The organism is Curtobacterium sp. BRB10, assembly GCF_031844325.1.
GTDB classification, from domain to species: Bacteria; Actinomycetota; Actinomycetes; order Actinomycetales; family Microbacteriaceae; genus Curtobacterium; species Curtobacterium poinsettiae_A.
Genome location: NZ_JAUZVA010000002.1, coordinates 493,318 through 510,616, shown reverse-complemented (window position 1 = coordinate 510,616; position 17,299 = coordinate 493,318). Strand labels below are relative to the sequence as shown.

Genomic DNA, 17,299 nt, shown 5'->3' with positions numbered 1-17,299 from the left:
GCGCAAACCGCGGTGCGACCGGCGAACACCGGTGTTTTGCAATCGTCGATGGGGAGCTAGGAGCGTCTGACGGCTCCGAGGCGGGGCAGGCGCGGGACGTTCGCCGTCGCACCGGCCTCGGGCGGGACGATGGTCTCCTGCGCCGCGGTCACCACGACGTCGTCGGCCTCGAGCCGCAGGGTCGCGGTGGGGTCGAGGGAGCGCTTCACCACGGCGAGCCCGATCGGACCGAGCTCGTGGTGGATCGCCGACGCCGACAGTCGACCGACCTGCTTGTCGTCGAGCAGCACGGGCGTGCCCGGCGCCGGCAGCACGCCGTCGGACCCGTCGAGGTGCAGCAGCACGGCCCGTCGCGGCGGGTGCCCGAGGTTGTGGACCTTCGCGACGGTCTCCTGCCCCCGGTAGCAGCCCTTCGACAGGTGCACCGCGGAACGGAGCCAGTCGAGCTCGTGCGGGATCGTCCGTTCGTCGACGTCGGACAGGGTCGGGCGCCAGGCGGCGATCCGCAGGGCCTCGTACGCGAGCAGTCCCGCGACGGGGACGTCCGACGCGGCGATCGCGGCCGCGGTACCGGGGGTGACCACGGCGATGCGGAGGGTCCAGTCGGAGCCGGGGTGGGCCTCCAGATCGGCGTAGCCCCATCCGCCCGGCGTGACGGCACCCCACGGGTCGACCCACTCGGCGACGGGCGGTTCCGGCAGTTCCACGGACGCGAACGGGGCGTCCGCGCCGAACCAGCCGAGGGTGACGAAGTCGGCGGAGCGGTCGGCGACCTCGACCCGGAGCATGAAGCGCATCGAGTCCAGCCAGCCGGCGAGCGGCGCAGCGTCGGCGCGCTCGGTGAGCAGCCAGACCGTCGCACCATCGTCGACGACGCGGGCCGCGTGCTCGACGCGTCCGGCCTGGTCGAGCACGAGCGTCTCGGTGCTGACGCCGGTCGGCAACCCGCTGAGCTGCTGCGAGGTGATCGAGTTGAGCCACGACAGCCGGTCCGGTCCGGAGACGGTGACGACACCGAGTCCGAGCTCGACGACGGCGCGCCCACGGGTCAGCAGGCGCTGCTCCCCGATCGGGTTGCCGAAGTGTGCGGCGACGGAGTCGGCCGCGACGAAGCCGTCACGCGCGGCGAACACCGACATCAGTCGACCTTCGCGAGCTGCCCCGAGGCGTGCGAGGTGAGTTCGCGACCGAGCGCGGCGATGTCCCACGCCCAGAAGAGCTTGCCCTCGACCAGTCCGTACAGGCGGGTCGCGGCGGAGTAGTCCTTCGCGTTCGGCGAGCGCATCACGGCGTCGGTCGACAGGTCGATCCGGCCCTTCAGCACGCGGCCGACGTAGAGCTCGTTGACGCCCGTCGGGTGGATGATCGCGGCCTCGACGTCGAAGCCGTCGGTGGTGTTGCGGAGTGCCTCGACGCTCTCGACCGTGCTGAACGGCGTCGGGCCCTCACCCAGGAGCATCGCTGGACCCCGGTCACCGGGCTCCGTCGGACGGTCGATCCGCCAGTAGCCCATCTCGGCCGCGAGCGGGGTGTGGTCGTCGTCGAGCAGCCAGGTGGTCGACGAGTAGTTCAGGTACGGCAGGCCGTCGTGGCTGAAGCTGACGCGCTGGCCGAACTCGTAGTTCCGGACCGCGTCGTCGTCACCGACCGGGTACTCGACCACGCCGGTGCCCTCCCACACGCCGACCAGCCACGACAGCGGGACCAGTTCGGGGGCGAGGCCCTCGGGCAGCTCGATCAACGCTGACCCTTGAACAGCTTCACGACGACGACCACCGAGATGAACGCGATCGCGAGCGACGCCAGGCCGAGGAGGCCGACGTAGAAGAGCTCGAGCGCAAGCAGCGAATCCATGCTCGGAGTCTACGCGGCTCGGCTCAACGCGCCAGGAGCACCACCGCGGTGACGAGGACCACGACGAACGCGCCGGACGACGCGATGCTGATGCGCTCGACCAGGCCGTCCTTGGTGGCGGTGATGAGCTGCAGCACGAAGCTGACCATCACGCAGGCGACGAAGACGAGCAGCAGCCAGGCGAACGCGTCGCGCTCGGCCAGGGTCAGCACGAGCACGGCCCCGACGACCGCCAGCACCCAGACCGGCAGGACGGACGTCAGCCGCAGGCGACGCTGGTCGGTGGGGGGCACGGGCTCGGTCACGCGCTCCATCATGGCAGGGGTGACGCCCGGCGCGCGCTTGCGGCTTGCCGCGCAAACCGTCCGGCCGGATGAGGACTTCCCGAGCATCACTAGGATGTGTCCACGACGTCATCCACCTCCGGAGGTCCTGTGGCACAGCTCCTGGTACTCACCTCGACCGCGCCCGGAGACGTCCTGCCGAGCCTGGGCCTCCTGAGCCACCGGATCCGCCACGTGCCGGCCGAGGCCGCACAGCTGGTGAACGCCCCGCAGAGCGACCTGATGTTCGTGGACGCCCGCACCGACCTGGTCAGCGCGAAGGCCCTGTGCAAGATCCTCGCCTCGTCGGGGTCGACCACGCCGATCGTGCTCGTCGTCACCGAGGGCGGGCTGACCGCGGTGAACAGCGACTGGAACGTCGACGACGTCGTGCTCGAGAGCGCCGGCCCGGCCGAGATCGACGCCCGCATCCGGCTGTCGGCCGGTCGTGCGGCGAAGGGCCAGACGAGCTCGAAGATCCAGGCATCCGGTGTCGTCATCGACGAGGCCAGCTACTCGGCCAAGGTGCGCGGCCGGCCCCTCGACCTGACGTTCAAGGAATTCGAGCTCCTGCGCTTCTTCGCCACCCACCCGTCACGCGTCTTCACCCGCGAGCAGCTGCTCAGCGAGGTCTGGGGCTACGACTACTTCGGTGGCACCCGCACGGTCGACGTGCACGTCCGACGGCTGCGCGCCAAGCTCGGCGACCTCGAGTCGCTCATCGGCACCGTGCGCAACGTCGGGTACCGCTTCAACGTCTACGACGACGAGGCCGAGCGCCTGATGGGGCAGTAGTGCTGCCCGACCTCGGCAGCTTCGTCGCCCCCGGCGAGGCTCCCCCGTTCTCCGACCAGACCCTGGTGGACGTCCGCGCGGGGCGCGCGACCGTCCTGACCGTCGATCACGGGGTCGCGGTGGTCCGTGACGGTGAGCTCGAGATGGTTGTCGCCCAGGAGGCCCGTGGCCAGGGCATCGGCACGGCCCTCGTCACGCAGGCACTCGCGCTGGGCGGCGGGGCCACTCCTCGGCTCGCCTGGGCGCACGGGGACCACCCGGCAGCACGGGCGCTGGCCGACCGGTTCAGCTGGCGTGCGGTCCGCACGCTGCTGCAGCTCCGAGCGCCGATCGACGAGGCCGGCGCCCCGTCTGTCGACGTGCCGGCCGGGTACAGCCTGTCCGCGTTCCGCCCCGGCACCGACGACGAGACAGCCTGGCTCGCGCTCAACGCCGCCGCCTTCGCGCACCACCCCGAGCAGGGGCGGATGACGCTCGACGACCTGCACGCACGCGAGGCCGACGCCTGGTTCTCCGGCGAGGACCTGCTGCTGCTCCGCGATGCCTCCGGGCAGCTGGCCGGCTCGTGCTGGCTCAAGGTCGAGGACGGCATCGGCGAGTTCTACGCCGTCGCCGTGCGGCCCGACCTGCAGGGGCAGCGCCTCGGCGGTGTGCTGATGCGCGCGGGCACCGCTCGGCTGCGCGGCCGCGGCTTGACCGCCGCCGCCCTGTACGTCGAGGGGGACAACGAGCCGGCGCTGGCGCTGTACCGGCGGTCGGGCTTCACGCAGCACGCGATCGACGTGCAGTACGCGGCGCCGGAGCAGGCCGCCGGCCGGTAACATTGCGTGGTCGGCGAGGGGTCGGCCAACGGGGGGATCGGGGAACGCGTGGCGCAGGACCGGCAAGGGCAGTACGGCCAGGGCGAACCGCTCGGTGCGTCCTACCGACTGGTCGAGCTCCTCGGCACCGGCGCCACCGGAGAGGTCTGGCGGGTCGAGCACTCCGCGACCGGCGAGGCCTTCGCGGCCAAGCTCCTGCGTGCCGAGCTCGCCGCCGACCCGCAGATCGTCGAGCGCTTCGTCCGCGAACGCTCGGTGCTCCTCGCCCTGCAGCACCCGTCCATCGTGCGCGTCCGCGACCTGGTCGTCGAGGGCGACCGGCTCGCGATCGTCATGGACCTGGTGCCGGGTGGGTCCGCCCGCGACCTGCTCGCGTCGAACGGTCCGCTCCTGCCGCGGGACGCCCTGACGATCACCGCCGAGACCCTCGACGCACTCACCGCGGCGCACGAGCAGGACGTCACCCACCGTGACGTGAAGCCCGACAACGTCCTGCTCCAGACCACCTGGGCTCCCGGCGCCACCGGCGACGTCCGGGTCACCGACTTCGGCATCGCGTCGGTCGTCGCCGAACGCGAACGCACGACCACCGGACTCCTCGGCACACCGCAGTACATGGCGCCCGAGTCGATCAGCCACGGCCGCTCCGGCCCGGCCGCCGACGTCTACGGCGCCGGGGTCATGCTCTACGAGCTGCTGTCCGGCCGCACACCCTTCGCCGGCCCCGGCACGGACTTCGCCGTGGCCTACCGGCACGTCACCTCGAACCCGCCGCCGCTCGACGTGCCCGATGCCCTGTGGTCGGCGGTGTCCGCGCTGCTCGCGAAGGACCCGAACGCCCGTCCGTCCGCTGCAGACGCTGCGGCGACCCTGCGTCGGCTCGCCCGTTCCCTCGCGTCGGCACCCGCGCTGGCCGCTTCCAGCGACCCGGACTCGTTCGACGAGGTCGAGCGTCCGGCGACCGTCGTCCGTGGGGTCCGTCCCGAGAACGCGACGGGATCCCGGACCACCGCCACCGGGGACGACGCAGCGGTCGTCGGGCCGGCCCCGGAGCTCGGCCCCGCCGGGTCGCAGACCGTCATCCGGCCGATGGCGCGGCAGCCGCTGCCCGCCGCACCGGCCGCTGCGCCCGAACCGACGCGTCGGTTCGCCCGCCCCGAGTGGCTGACCGACCGTGCGCTCCTGTTCGGCGGCATCGGCGTCGTGCTCGTCGCCGCGCTGGTCGTCGGTGGCGTCGTGTGGCTGCCCGGGGCCCTCCGGAAGACGCCGGGCACCGGTACCGCGACCGCAGAGGCAGCCAACGCCTACCAGCAGGACCGGCCACTGCCCACCGGGCTGGCGACCACACGGCGCGCCACCATCGACCCGGCGAAGGGCATTGCGGACCTGCGCGTCACGTACGCGGCGCAGGCGGCCACCCTCAGCGGACCGTTCCTCGAGGTGCTGCCGGGTGCTCGCTCGGGAGCCTCCTGCCCCGCCGTCACCTGGTCCGGCGAGGGCATCACCGCGAAGCGCAACCAGCCGTCACTGACCGGCGTGGACACCGCGTGCGCGTGGAGCCTGTCCGGCGTCGAGGTCCCCGCCGGCGGAGACGTCACGGTCGAGGCCTCGGTGCCGCTCTCCTCCGTCAAGGACGGCGCAGCGCTGCAGACCTGGCTCGACGGCGTCGGCGAGGCGACCACCGCAGCCGTGACCGACGACGCCGTGCGCGGGACCGCCTACCCCGTCCAGCGGCTGCAGGGCGTCGAGGTCCGGACACCCGACCGGACGGTCAGCCAGACCGCACTGCCGGTGACCCTGGTGCCGGTCTGGCCGAACGGTGCGGACGAGCTCAACCCGCTCTACCGCAGTCCGAGCAGCGGACGCCCGTCGCAGATGCTCGTCGACGTTGCCGGAGGGGAGTCCGGCGTGCGGTTCGCCGACGGCTGCTCGGGCGCGCTGGCGGTGTCGTCGGACGGCCTCGTGGTCACCGCACTCTCCGTCGCCCCGTCGTGCACCGTCCGGGCGACGGTGGGGAACTTCACGAACCTCGAGAGCTCGCCCTTCGGGATCACGACGCGCGACTGAGCGCGTCCGTCGCGCGCGTCCATCGCGCGCGTCCATAGCGCGCGTCCATCGCGCGACTGAGCGTGACCAGCAGACGGACTGGAGGCCCGTGGCGGCGTCGCCACGGGCCTCCAGTCCGTGAGCCGGTTGGGTCAGCTGCCTGCGGACGCGGTCTGGACCAGGCGGACGGCCCCGCCGGACGACGCGTAGCCGCGACCCACGGTCATCGCGACCGGTGCACGGCGCGGGAGGGTGACGCCGAGCAGCTCGCCGTCGTAGTCGACGTCCGGCTGCAGGAGCACACCGCACCGCGACTTGCGGACGGCGCGGGTCCAGTGGCTGTAGAGCGACCGGAGGTCGGCGGACCGCCCGGCGGCGACCACGCACAGACCGGGACGCTCCGTCGCGAGCAGGGTGGCGATCGCCTGGTCGCCGTCGTCGAAGCGTTCGGCGTCGTCGATGAGCAGCAGGACCGGACCGCGCTCGAGCCGCAGCCCGGCCAGCAGTGCGGGGACCTCGTCGGCCCCGACGGCGATGCGGTCGAACGAACCGGAGGCGAGGGGCGAGCGGCGATCGCAGATCGCCCAGACCGCGGGCCGCACCCCCTCGGCCGCACGCGCGAGTGCAGCGAGCGCCAGCAACGCCGTCGACTTGCCGGACCGGGCCGGGCCCGCGACGAGCACGTGTTCGCCGTCGTAGACCTCGAGTGCTGCTGGTCGGAGGTCGTCCTCCGCGATCCCGATGGGCAGCCGCCACGGTTCGCCCGCGAACACCGCACCTGCGCCGAGTTCGTCGACCAGGACCGCGTCGGGCAGCCGGCCGACCGCACTCGCCTTCGGGGCGGTGCCGGACCAGCGTTCCGCGAGGCGCTCGACCGCCTGCGCGAGCGGGACGTCGGGTGTCGCCACGTGCGACTGCAGGCGCAGGACGGAGTCGATGAAGCGACCCGGCACCGGCGGTGGGACGTCCTTGGGGCGGACACCGATCGAGGCATAGTCGTAGGGGTCCGCCAGGCGGAACATCCACTTCTGGGTGGTCACTTCGTCCATCGCGGACGGCACGGCCTTGGCCCGCGTCGTCGAGACGGCGAACGAGATGCCCAGCGCAGGCCCCTCGGCGTAGACGCGGTACAGGGCGTCGAGCAGCAGCTGGCCCTCGAAGTCCTGGTACTCGTCGCGCAGTGCCGCGAGACCGTCGATCAACACGACGGCACGGCGGCCGCCCGGAGTGGCACGGCGGCGCTCGAGCTCCACGCGCAGGTGGCGGAGGAACCGCGCCTGCAACTCCCCCGCGCCGGCCCCGGAGCCGACGTAGGCGGTGGTGTGCGGCAGCCGGGCGAGCGGAGCGAGGTCCCCTGGACCCATGTCGAGCACCAGCAGGTCGAGGTCCTCCGGGCTCGTCGCGGCGGCGAGCTGCAGAGCGAGGGTGGCGAGCGCCGTGCTCGTCCCGCTGCCGGGGATGCCCATGAGCATGAGGTTGCCCTCGTCGAGGTCCCATCCGGTGGTGACCTGACGCTGGTGGTCGGGGTCGTCCGCAAGGGCGACGGGCACCGTCCGCGACGTGTCAGCGGCGTCGGCTGCTGCCAGCGCACCCAGCTCGACGCGGTCGCCGAGCGCCTCGGGCCAGATCGGGCGCGGCGGGGCGTGGCCGGCGGCGGCGTTCGCCTGCCCGATCGACTCGATGAGCTGGTCGAGGTCGGTCACGTCGGACGCCGTCGGAGCCGGGGCGGGCATCGGCGCGGGAACGCCGAAGACGTCCGTCGGGCGGACGGACACCGGCTGCTCGGCGCGTTCGTCACGGGCGCGGCCGGTGACGAGGGCTGTCTGCACCGGGGTGATGTCGTCCTGCCCCAGCTTCACGTAGGCGCGACCGGTCTGCTGGCGACCGATGCCGGCGGCCGCGGGGACGCCGATGACGTTGGTGGAGTCCTCGCGGCTCTGCACCCGCAGCGCGACACGCATGTTGGTGTTCGCCAGGATGTCCTCGCTCACCACGCCGGCCGGCCGCTGGGTGGCCAGGATCATGTGGACGCCGAGTGTGCGCCCGACCGCCGCGACGGCGACGAGCGAGGTCAGGACGTCGGGGAAGTCCTTCGCCAGCATCGCGAACTCGTCCACGACGAGGAGCAGGCGCGGCATCGGCTCGACCGGCTTCGTCGCCAGGTAGGCGTCGAGGTTGTCGATGTCCGCCCCGGCCGCGGCGAACACCCGCTGCCGTCGCTCGAGCTCGGCCTCGAGCGCACGGATCGCCCGGTCGGCGAGCTGCTCGTCGAGGTTGCTGATCGTGCCGATGGTGTGCGGCAGCCGCTCGCAGGCGGCGAACGCGGCCCCGCCCTTGAAGTCGACGAGCAGGAAGTTCAGGCGAGTCGGGTCGTTCCGCGCAGCGAGCCCGGCAACCAGTGACCGCAGGAACTCGCTCTTGCCCGAACCCGTCGTGCCACCGACCAGGCCGTGTGGTCCGTCGCGGACGAGGTCGATCTCGAGGACGCCGCTCTCCGACGACCCGATCGGGGTCGAGAAGCCGGTGCGGGCGTCCCAGGCCGCGCGGATCGCATCGGCGGGGCTCGTGCCCGTCGGGGTTCGCACAACCGTGTCGTCCCCCGCGAGCAGCTCCGGCAGGCGGACGAGCGACGGCAGCGACGCACCCGGCACCAGCAGTTCGGGATCGTCGAAGTGCGCCACGCTGCGGGCGCTCCGTTCGGCCGTCTCGACGCTGAGGCCGGCGAGCACGACGTCCTCGACGCGGGTCCGGTCCTCCGGCCGGTAGACCGTCGCTGCGGCGTCGGCACCGACCGTGATGATCGTCGTGCAGGCTGCGGGGAGCTGCTGCTCGTTGGTCGCGACGACGATGCCGCTCACCCGTCGGGGCTGCTCGCCGGGACGGAGCGACTGTCCGGGCACGGTGCGGCCTTCGCCGAGCAGGTTCCGGGCAGGTGCGTCGCGGCCTTCGGTGAGCACTTCGGAGTCGACCACGACGAGCAGGTTCGGGGTCGGGAGTTCGTCGAGCGACTCCCGCAGTCCCCGGAGCATCGCCGCGCTCTGGTCGCGCTGCGCCGACATCCACCGGGCACCGGTACTGCTCCCCGCCACGCGCGCGTGCGGCAGCCAGGAGGCCCAGCCCCAGTCGTCCGCGCGACCGGCGTCGCAGAAGACACCCACGGTCAGGTCCGCGGGCCCGCAGTGCACGGTGGCCTGCGTGAGCAGACTCCGCGCCAGTGCGAGCGCGCCCTCGCGGTCGCCGACGATCCCGACGACGCCGGCGTCGGACAGGTCCGCCACGACGGGCGCAGCGGTGAGGCGGCTGTCGGCGATGGCGGCCTTCGCCTCGTCCTCGAGCTTGGACGACGCCGCCCGCTGATCGAGTTCGGGGCGCCACGGTGCGTCACCGGTGCCGGCGTGCAGGCTCAGGAAGTCGGCGTCCTCGGAGCGCCGCTGCCACAGCAGGGTGGTGGGGAGCTCGGCCCAGCGGACGACGGTGGCCGGGTCGGGGACGAGTTCCTGCCGACGGGCGGCCTCGACCGCTGCGGCCTCGGCGATCTCACCGCGGAAGGACTCCACCGCCTCGGCGAAGCGAGTGTCCTCCTCCTTCAGGTTCTTCGCCCGACGGTGCTTCTGCTCGAACCACATTCCGATCGCGGTGACCGGCGACAGCAGCGCGAACAGGGCGAACCGGGCGTCGCCGAGCAGGAGCACCATCGCGCCGGCGAGGACCAGTGGCGCCGCGACGGTGATCCAACTGAACTTCGAGGCCTGCGGGACCTCGCGCTTGGCGGGTGGGTCGACGGTCTCGGTCTCGGTGTTCCGCCCGGCACGGGGCGGGCGGTTGAACGGCGCGGTCGCCGCGGGCGTCAGGTTGGCCAGCGACCCCGCTGCCGGCACGGGGACCTCGTCCAGCGCCGGCCGGACCAGCAGCACGGCTCCGCCCACGATGACGCTCGTGGTGCCGGTGAGCAGCACGCCGTCAGCGTCGATGCGCTCACCCGCGATCACGGTGCCGTTCGTCGAACCTGCGTCGCGCACCCGGACCCCGTCGTCCTCGTGCTCGATCGTGCAGTGTTCCCACGAAGCGCTCTCGGTGGGCAGCACGACATCGGCTTGCGGTGCCCGACCCACGACGAGCTCCCGGCTGCGCGGGACCGGTACGACGAGACCCGCGTCGAGTCCGCCGGCGAGGGTGACGCTCCACCCGTCGATCGTCTGCGGCCGCTCCTGCGGTGCGCGGCCGATGCGGGACCCCTCGAGCAGGACGAGGTCACGCAGCGGGGTGCCCGCGCTGGTGCGGTGGCCGTCGACCGCGAGGGGCGTCTCGGCCGCGAGCTCGACACCGATCGCCGCCGCGATGAGCTCCCCCAGCGAGGACGCGCCAGACCACCCGTCGACCTCGACCGCTTCACGTCGGTCGTCGAGCTCGATCAGCAGGCGCATGCTCGCGGTGTCCTTCTCGGGGTTGTGCGTGGGTGGGTCAGCGTGCGGTGGAGTCCTCGAACCACACCAGTGCGGTGGACTGTGCGGCATCGGATCCGGAGTCGTCGCCGCCGGCGCCGCTCGACGCGGTGTCCGGTCGGAGCCCGAGTGGCTGCGCCGAGGCCGCCAACACCGTCGCCGACGCATCGAGCGCCTGCTGCCGCGTGAAGTCGAGCGCCGGACCGGCGATGCCCGCTGCGGAGTCGAGGTCGAGCGCGGCGAGGGCATCGGTCACGTCGGACGGCTCCGTGCTGCCGGCCTTGCCGACCGCGCGGACCAGGGCGACGACGGCATCGTGGCTGCGGGAGTCCGCTGCGCCGGCCACGGCCGAGAACGGCCGGTCGCCCGTCAGGTTCTGGGCGTCGGGATCGTCGGCGAGCACCCGGACCCCACCGAGGAACGCGGACATCGCCCGACCTTCGGCGTCCGAGGAGAGCGCGCGTGCGTCGTCGGCGGCCACCCCGACGGTGCGGAAGGAGCCGCTCAGGCTGCCGCCGGCATCGACGAGTGCGGCGCCGAAGGCGGGACTCGTCGCGTCCGCGGTGAGGACGACCGGCACGGTGACGTCTGCTGCCTGCAGCGCCGCCACCAGGGCACCCTGACGTTGCGCGGACCCGCTGACGACGACAGCGTCCGAGTCCGGCGCGGCCTTCGGATCGGTGTCCGCGGCCTCGGCCGAGGCCTCGTCGCTGCCGTCGTCTGCGGCGGTCGCACCGGTCCGCGAGGCGATGGTCGCGGCGAGCTCAGCGGTGTCAGCGGTGTCGTCGCCGTCGAGGACGTGCGCCACGCGGAGGCCTGCGGGCGCACCACCGCCGAGGTCCACCAGGAGCGGCGACTTCGCGTCGCCGAGCGCCGTCGTCATCGCGGCGCCGATCGACTCGGCGGTCGGGGCGGTCGACCACGAGTCCTTCTCGGCCGAGGCGTAGGGCACCACCACCGGGATGTGCTGCTCGGCCGCCGCCGTCAGCGCTCCGGAGACGTGCTTGCCGGAGGACGCGACGACGATGCCCGCGACGCCGCTCTTCGCCAGGGACGCCACCGCGGTCTTCGCCCCCGCGGACGTCCCGCCGTCGTTCTTCGTGACGAGGGTGATGTCGGTCCCGCCGAGTGCCAGTCGTCGCTCGGCGACCAGGGCACCCTGTGCCGCCTCGTTCCACTCGGATCCTTCACCGTCACCCAGGGTGACGACGACGCCGATCTTCGTGGTGTCGGGGACGTGCTTGACGGTGATCTCCACCGGCACCGTGGCCGGGACCGCCTCGGCCGGCGTGCTGCCGCCGATCGCCCGGAAGGTCAGGACGGCGGCGACCACCGCGGCGATCAGGAGCACCGCGATGGCGGCGATGACCAGCGGACGTCGGTTGCGCGGACGTCCCGCCTCGGTGCCATCGGTCTCGTCGATCGCCTGGTCGCTCATCGGTCCGCCCCGATCCGGAAGGTGTACAGCGTGGTCGAGGTCGCGCTGGCCGGCACCTTGAGCTGGAAGGCGGGCAACGTCGTGGCGGCGTCGAGGGAGGCTCGGAACTGTTCCTGCTGGAGCAGGATCCCGGCGACGTCCTCGGCGCGGACGTTCGCGTACCCCGCGGCGTTCTGCGATGCCAGGGCGAGCTGGTAGTCCGCGGAGTCGGACTTCGCCGCGCTCGTCGCCATCGCCCCGAGGATGCCGGAGCCGTTGACCTTGCGGTCGCCCAGGTCGAGCATCACCCGGTTGAGGTCGCCGGTCAGCAGCGTCGAGGCGCCCTGCACGTCGCGCGTCGAGGCGCTCGTGCTCGCGGCGATCTGCTCGAGGCTCGAGGCCGTCTGACGGTCGACGGCGGACGAGAGCTCCGAGCCTTCCTGCTCGAGCGTCCCGCGCTGCTCGTCGATCGTGCCCTTCGAGTCCTTCGTGACCTCGCCCGAGGTGGACCGGAGCCCGGCAATCGACTTGTCGAAGGCCGAGATGACCGCGTCACGGCTGCCCTTCGCGGTCTCGCTGACCTGCCGTACCTGCTGGTCGATGATCTTCTGGACGTCCTTCTCGGACTGCGTCGATGCGTCGGCGAAGGCCTTGCGGACGGCGTCTTGCAGCTCGGTCTGCTGCGTGCTGATCGCCGTCAGCTGCGTCCCGACCACGGCGCTCGACTTCGTCGCCTGCTCGACGAGTTCCCGGAGCTCCTGCGCCGCTCCCTCGACCGAACCATCGTCGTTGCGCACCGCCCGGCGGACCTCGGCGATGCCGTCGTCGAGCGCGTCGATGTCGTCGGACAGCGTCGTGACCGCGGCACCGATCCCGGTCTCGGAGCGGAGGTCGGTCGCCGCGACCACCGCGTCCCACTGCTCCGCCTGGTCAGTCAGGCGTTCGTCCATCGGGGTGTCGAAGCGGCCACCGGGCTGCAGCGTGGTGCCCTCTTCAGCGCCGGGGCACGGCGTGGCGGTCAGGTACCCACGAAGCGCATCCACCTGCTCCGCGTCGAGCTGGTCGGTCGCCGCCAGGGCACAGAGCTGGTCCGCGACCTCGCGGTTCTGCGCCTGCATCGAGGTACTGAAGAGACCGTCCCCGGCGTTGCCCACCAGCCCGCGCGCTGCGAGTGCCTGCCGGTTCACCGTCGTGACGGCGTCGCGGACGGGGCCGAGGTCGTCGGCGGTCTGGTCGCGGAGGTCCTGCAGCGCCTGCAGGGTGCGGGCGACCTCACCGGTGCCGTCGGCGCCGAGGGCCTGCACCGCGGTGTCGATCTCGCCGAGCTTGGCGCGGAGGGCGTCGGACTGCTCGATCGCCGTGTCGGCGAGCTTGGGGTCGAGCTGGTCGGCGAGCTGCTGTCCGGTGCTGACCAGGCCGATCAACGAGGTGCTCACCGCACGCGACGACTCCCAGAGCGCGCAGGTCAACGAACCACGGGCCTCCTGAGGGGCGCACGTCGCCGCATCCGGCGACGCCGGGCCGACGGATCCCGCCAGCTGCGCGCTCACCTGCTGCTTGCACGCCTCGCTGGCGTCGGCGTAGCCGGTGAGCTGCGCCGAGACGCGGAGGAGGTTGCCGTAGACACTGCCTCCGGCGGACGGGGTCTTCGGCGTCGCCGCGCACCCGTTGCCGTCGAGCACCGTTGCCGGCGCGGTCGCAGACGTGTCGCCGAGCAGGCCATCGAGGCTCGTCGTCGTCTGCTGGAGCTGCTGCAACACCGTCGACTGCGTGGCCTTGACCGTGGTGCCGAGGTCGCTGTTCAGGGAGCCGAGCTGTCCGGAGAGGGACTGCATCGTGCTGGCCAGTGAGGAGCTGCTCTCCTTCAGGCGTTCCGCCGTCCTGACACCGAGGGTCTCCGACGTCGTCTCGAGGTTCGACCGGACCTCGGTGATGGTGCCACCGGCACGCGCCAGCACCTCGTTCACCTGCGAGATCAGGTCGATCGTGCGGCGCTGGAGCGCGAGTTCGGAGTCGCTGTCGGACCCGAAGGCCGCGTTGACGACGCCCGTGGAGGACAGGTTCGTGGACAGCCCGGGCTGCGCGGCGACGTCGATGGTCGGCGCGGTGAAGTCCTCGACGTCGGCGACGAGGTGCAGCGTGCTGCTCGCGCCGGAGGTCGGCGGAGCGAGCAACCGGCCCCACTGGACGACCGCGTCGCCGTCCCCGTTGGTGCTCACGACACCGTCGGTCGACGAGCCGGAGTCGGCGGAGTCCGTGACGACGCGGTCGGCGGCGGTCCCCGCCAGCACGGTCGACGCCGCGATGCTGAAGGGCGCGCCCACGAGTGCCGGGGTCGAACGCGACGTGCCGGCGACGTCGTAGGTCAGGTTCTTCGACGTGACCGTCAGGTTCTCGATCGTCAGGTCGATCGACACCCGACCCGAGTACCCGTCGAGGTCGGCCAGGTCCGTGCCGGTCTTCTTCTTGGTCGAGTACTGCGTCGTGATGCGCAGCGGCAGGTCACTCGCCGCCTTCGCGGGGTCGTGCTCAGTCGTCGCGGACGACGAGTCCTTGCCGGCGACCGAGATCGCGGTGTCCGAGATCGACGTGATCGAACCGTCCGCGGCGAGGCGCGTGTCGACGGTCTGCAGGATCCGTGACGGGTCAGCCACCGGCTTGTCGTCGGACGTGCACCCGGCGAGCACCAGCGCGGCGACGCCGGTGACGGCGACCGCCCCTACGAGCCTGCGAGTGGTGCTTCGTGTTCCGGTGTTCCCGGCACGCTGGTTGATCACGGTCTTCCCCCCAAGAGAATCGTCGAGCACATCGATGCTAGTTGCTGAACGGCGTCGGGTCCGGGCTGGTCTTCCCCGGGAGCCACCCCCGTTCGGGCCACAGCTCGCTACTGAAATCCAACATAGAGCATCCGCAGGCGGGCCCTTCTCTGTCCGCAGCCCGCTGATACTCTGCACGCATGATCCAGGGGGACCAGGGCGTCACGCCCTTTGAACGACGGCGCACGAACGCACGAACGGGGGCGGACCAGTGAACATCAACCTATCGCCGGTGGTGATAGCCCTGGCGGCGATGGTCGCAATCCCGGCCGCCGTCAGCGCGCTCGTCCGTCAAAACGACCGGAAGCGGCCACCGTCCACCGTCGTGGGCGACGAGGCGTACGGCGTGCTCTTCACCGTCCGTGCTCGCCGGTTCAGCTACCTGCTGCTCCGGATCATCGGGATCGTCTTCATCGTCGTCGGCGGGTTCTTCTTCCTGGCCACGCTCACCCTGCTCGACGACCCCGACGCGATCGGCATGCTCATCGCCGGCGTCGGCATGGTGCTGTTCGGGCTCCTGTTCGTCTACCTCGGCGTCGGGCAGAAGCGCCGTCGCGTCGAGGCGTACGACTCGCAGCTGGTCGTGACGCCGATGTTCCGTGCCGCGCGGACCGTCGACCCGGCGGCGATCAAGCGCATCCGGCCCACCACCAACCGGTTCGGTGGCCTGGACATCAAGGTGAACGGTCAACGCGGTGTGATCAGCGTCCTGTCGATCGACGCCGCCTACCCCGAGCTCTGTGCATGGCTCGAGCAGCGGGCGCCCGCGCAGTGGGGTGAGTTCGTCGGGGCCTTCGGGCGCTGAGCGGCGCGCTGCTGCTGCACTGGGCAGACGGAAGCACCGTGATCGCGCGGTCCCGAAGATGTTCACGGACACCGCCCGGCGGATCGTGTTCAGGAATGCCCGCATCGTGAAGGAACCCTCGCCGCCGTCCAACCGGTAGCGCTCCCTCTCGGCCAGGTCAGCCTCTTGTCACGATCCGCAACCCAGACAGCGCAAGCGCCCCGCAGTCGGACGTCTCGAACACGACCTGCGACGTCGACGAGCCGATGGCCGTCAGGGAGTGAAGCGAGCCCGCAGTGCTGTGCGCGGAGCTGACGGTGCGAGTCGTTCAGTCCTGGATCACTCGACCGCAGCCCCGGTGCCCGTCGTGCGGTGCGGGGCAATGTCGCGTCGCACCGCTTCGGAAAAGGCCAGCACCAGCGCCCCCAGCTCGCTCTCGTAGGGCCAGGTGTCGGCAACAAGGCGGGCGGCGCCCTGTATCCCGCTGCGGTACGCCGGATGGTCGGGCGCCTGCTCGAATGCGGCAATGAGGGCAGATCGTACGGCGGCTATCTTCACAGCCGACGCGGCGTCCTCGACGGCGTGATCGTCGAGTTGCTTGAGCAATTCCGACAAGGTCATGTTCTGCCGTGCCCCTTCAGCGCTGGAACAGCGAGTCCATCACGGGAATGTGCGCGTCGCCCGAAGCAGCGCTGAGAGTGACCGCTGGAACGCTTCGGTCGCAGGGACATCGCCCGCGCCGTCAGGCGTGACCACGAACATGTCGCCCATGCCCCCTGCCCCCGTGTTCGACGCGGAGTAGATCCTTCGGTAGATCCGCCGCCGAGCAAGCCACCCCTCCTCGACGCGGAGCGCCTCGGCCTGGCGGAGGTAAAAGCCCTCCGCCTCACGAGCCCCCATCCGGCAGAGGAATCCGGCCACCTCGTTGCACAGCACGACGACCTCGTCCCGTGTGCTCCTTCGTCTCAACATCACCGCTCCGGCTCACTCGTCGTTTGGGCTGTCCCGCTATCCACGCCGGGGCGCCTCCGAGGCGGCCACTGCGGCGTAGCTGTAGATCTCCGGCGCTACCTTCAGGATCTTGAGGCCGGAACGCAGCTTGAAAGAGCCCCCACCGACCGTGAATCGGTAGCGCTCGCCTAGTTCCACCGCAGACGCACGCCGCCGGGCGATGTCCACCCCAAGCCGGATCTCCGTATTCGGCACGGGTACGCTCTCCTTCTCTCGTCGCCCACCACATTCGCCAGTGCCCTGATTCTTCATGCCTTGTCTCCGCCGCTTGAAGCGGCCATCGACTGCCACACGTCATTGTTTGCACTCGAAGGCCGTCGGATACCGATTCGTCGCCTAGAGCGCACCTCGGAACACCACGAAGATGCGCCAAGCGAAAACTGGAACGCCCCACCTCTGCACCTATCCTGTGCAACGCGCTCAATCGCAAAGGCGCGGTCCCGGCAGGCAGAGCTAAATGGCCTGATTGACGAAGCCGATCCAGAAGGAGGAAGTGGAACTCAAGCAGGTTCGAAGCTCTTCACATATACGGCCTGACGAATCGTGTTCAAGAACTCTCGCATATTGTAAGACCCTTCGCCCACATTGAATCTGTAGCGCCCTCCCTTGTCCACGCTTTGGGCAATTTTGTCCTCGTTGTCACGCGTGACACCCCACTGCAACACGAGCGTCCCACAATCTGAAGTCTCAAACACAACCTGAGATGTCGACGATCCAACGCCCTTCAATGAACGAGACGAATCAACGCTGCTGTGCGCCGAGCTGATGGTACAGATCGGGCGAACCCGATGTCCCGCGTCGTACGCCTTCAACGTTATCGGCCCGACGAAGACGCCGAGCAATGGAAACAGGACGACAAACACCAGGACAATGGAAGCTAAGACCCTCCTCCTACGCGCAAGCTTTCTCTGCGTTGTTCGGTCGAGCGCCGACTTCGTCAACTACGACTCCTGATTTCCAGTGTTTCTCATCAGCGGGCGTGGAGACCAT

General features: G+C 71.2%; 13 protein-coding genes. 4 read left to right on the top strand and 9 right to left on the bottom strand.

The features are described 5' to 3' along the window. Positions 1-56: 56 nt before the first annotated feature. The 3 genes from Q9R26_RS06285 to Q9R26_RS06275 form a co-directional block, all read right to left on the bottom strand. Positions 57-1,139 carry a folate-binding protein YgfZ gene (locus Q9R26_RS06285; RefSeq protein ID WP_182065341.1) on the bottom strand — a complete coding sequence of 361 codons (1,083 nt, stop codon included), beginning with the start codon at positions 1,137-1,139 and terminating at the stop codon, positions 57-59. Continuing rightward, entirely contained in the window at positions 1,139-1,741 is a 603-nt protein-coding gene (locus Q9R26_RS06280; protein ID WP_182065342.1) for an FABP family protein, read from the bottom strand. The genes Q9R26_RS06285 and Q9R26_RS06280 overlap by 1 nt, the downstream gene beginning before the upstream one ends. Before the next feature lie 136 nt (positions 1,742-1,877). Continuing rightward, complete coding sequence (locus Q9R26_RS06275) at positions 1,878-2,159, bottom strand: hypothetical protein (RefSeq protein ID WP_209135304.1); 282 nt, start codon at positions 2,157-2,159, stop codon at positions 1,878-1,880. Positions 2,160-2,288: 129 nt separating this feature from the next. On the opposite strand from Q9R26_RS06275, the gene Q9R26_RS06270 reads away from it, so the two are divergent. From Q9R26_RS06270 to Q9R26_RS06260, 3 genes are read left to right on the top strand one after another with little or no spacing between them, the layout of a single operon-like run. After that, positions 2,289-2,972 (top strand): response regulator transcription factor, encoded by a 684-nt coding sequence (locus tag Q9R26_RS06270; RefSeq protein WP_017888078.1) that lies wholly within the window; start codon positions 2,289-2,291, stop codon positions 2,970-2,972. Beyond that, positions 2,972-3,793 carry a mycothiol synthase gene (mshD, locus tag Q9R26_RS06265; RefSeq protein WP_311226816.1) on the top strand — a complete coding sequence of 274 codons (822 nt, stop codon included), beginning with the start codon at positions 2,972-2,974 and terminating at the stop codon, positions 3,791-3,793. The genes Q9R26_RS06270 and mshD overlap by 1 nt, the downstream gene beginning before the upstream one ends. A gap of 48 nt (positions 3,794-3,841) precedes the next feature. Continuing rightward, positions 3,842-5,860, top strand: coding sequence for a serine/threonine-protein kinase (locus Q9R26_RS06260; protein ID WP_311226815.1), 2,019 nt, complete (start codon positions 3,842-3,844; stop codon positions 5,858-5,860). 131 nt (positions 5,861-5,991) lie between these two features. Here the strand turns inward: Q9R26_RS06260 and Q9R26_RS06255 are convergent, their stop codons facing one another. From Q9R26_RS06255 to Q9R26_RS06245, 3 genes are read right to left on the bottom strand one after another with little or no spacing between them, the layout of a single operon-like run. Beyond that, complete coding sequence (locus tag Q9R26_RS06255; protein WP_311226814.1) at positions 5,992-10,263, bottom strand: FtsK/SpoIIIE domain-containing protein; 4,272 nt, start codon at positions 10,261-10,263, stop codon at positions 5,992-5,994. Positions 10,264-10,300: 37 nt separating this feature from the next. Continuing rightward, entirely contained in the window at positions 10,301-11,719 is a 1,419-nt protein-coding gene (locus Q9R26_RS06250) for a hypothetical protein (protein ID WP_182066797.1), read from the bottom strand. After that, positions 11,716-14,352, bottom strand: a complete 2,637-nt coding sequence (locus Q9R26_RS06245) for a hypothetical protein (protein ID WP_311226813.1) — start codon at positions 14,350-14,352, stop codon at positions 11,716-11,718. Before Q9R26_RS06245 ends, Q9R26_RS06250 begins: the two co-directional genes overlap by 4 nt. Before the next feature lie 415 nt (positions 14,353-14,767). Between Q9R26_RS06245 and Q9R26_RS06240 the strand changes: the two genes are divergently transcribed. Beyond that, complete coding sequence (locus tag Q9R26_RS06240) at positions 14,768-15,319, top strand: hypothetical protein (protein WP_311226812.1); 552 nt, start codon at positions 14,768-14,770, stop codon at positions 15,317-15,319. Positions 15,320-15,637: 318 nt separating this feature from the next. On the opposite strand, the gene Q9R26_RS06235 is transcribed toward Q9R26_RS06240, so the two are convergent. The 3 genes from Q9R26_RS06235 to Q9R26_RS06225 form a co-directional block, all read right to left on the bottom strand. Next, positions 15,638-15,919 carry a hypothetical protein gene (locus Q9R26_RS06235; RefSeq protein ID WP_311226811.1) on the bottom strand — a complete coding sequence of 94 codons (282 nt, stop codon included), beginning with the start codon at positions 15,917-15,919 and terminating at the stop codon, positions 15,638-15,640. 39 nt (positions 15,920-15,958) lie between these two features. Then, entirely contained in the window at positions 15,959-16,234 is a 276-nt protein-coding gene (locus tag Q9R26_RS06230; protein WP_311226810.1) for a hypothetical protein, read from the bottom strand. Between the two features lie 575 nt (positions 16,235-16,809). Continuing rightward, positions 16,810-17,250: a hypothetical protein gene (locus Q9R26_RS06225; protein ID WP_311226809.1), complete on the bottom strand. Its 441-nt coding sequence runs from the start codon at positions 17,248-17,250 to the stop codon at positions 16,810-16,812. Positions 17,251-17,299: the final 49 nt, after the last annotated feature.

Excerpts from the sequence above, each read along its gene's own strand:
- Q9R26_RS06250 (WP_182066797.1), bottom strand. The coding sequence starts at position 11,719 with ATGAGCGACCAGGCGATCGACGAGACCGATGGCACCGAGGCGGGACGT.
- Q9R26_RS06255 (WP_311226814.1), bottom strand. The coding sequence starts at position 10,263 with ATGCGCCTGCTGATCGAGCTCGACGACCGACGTGAAGCGGTCGAGGTC.
- Q9R26_RS06285 (WP_182065341.1), bottom strand. The coding sequence starts at position 1,139 with ATGTCGGTGTTCGCCGCGCGTGACGGCTTCGTCGCGGCCGACTCCGTC.
- Q9R26_RS06235 (WP_311226811.1), bottom strand. The coding sequence starts at position 15,919 with ATGACCTTGTCGGAATTGCTCAAGCAACTCGACGATCACGCCGTCGAG.
- Q9R26_RS06240 (WP_311226812.1), top strand. The coding sequence starts at position 14,768 with ATGGTCGCAATCCCGGCCGCCGTCAGCGCGCTCGTCCGTCAAAACGAC.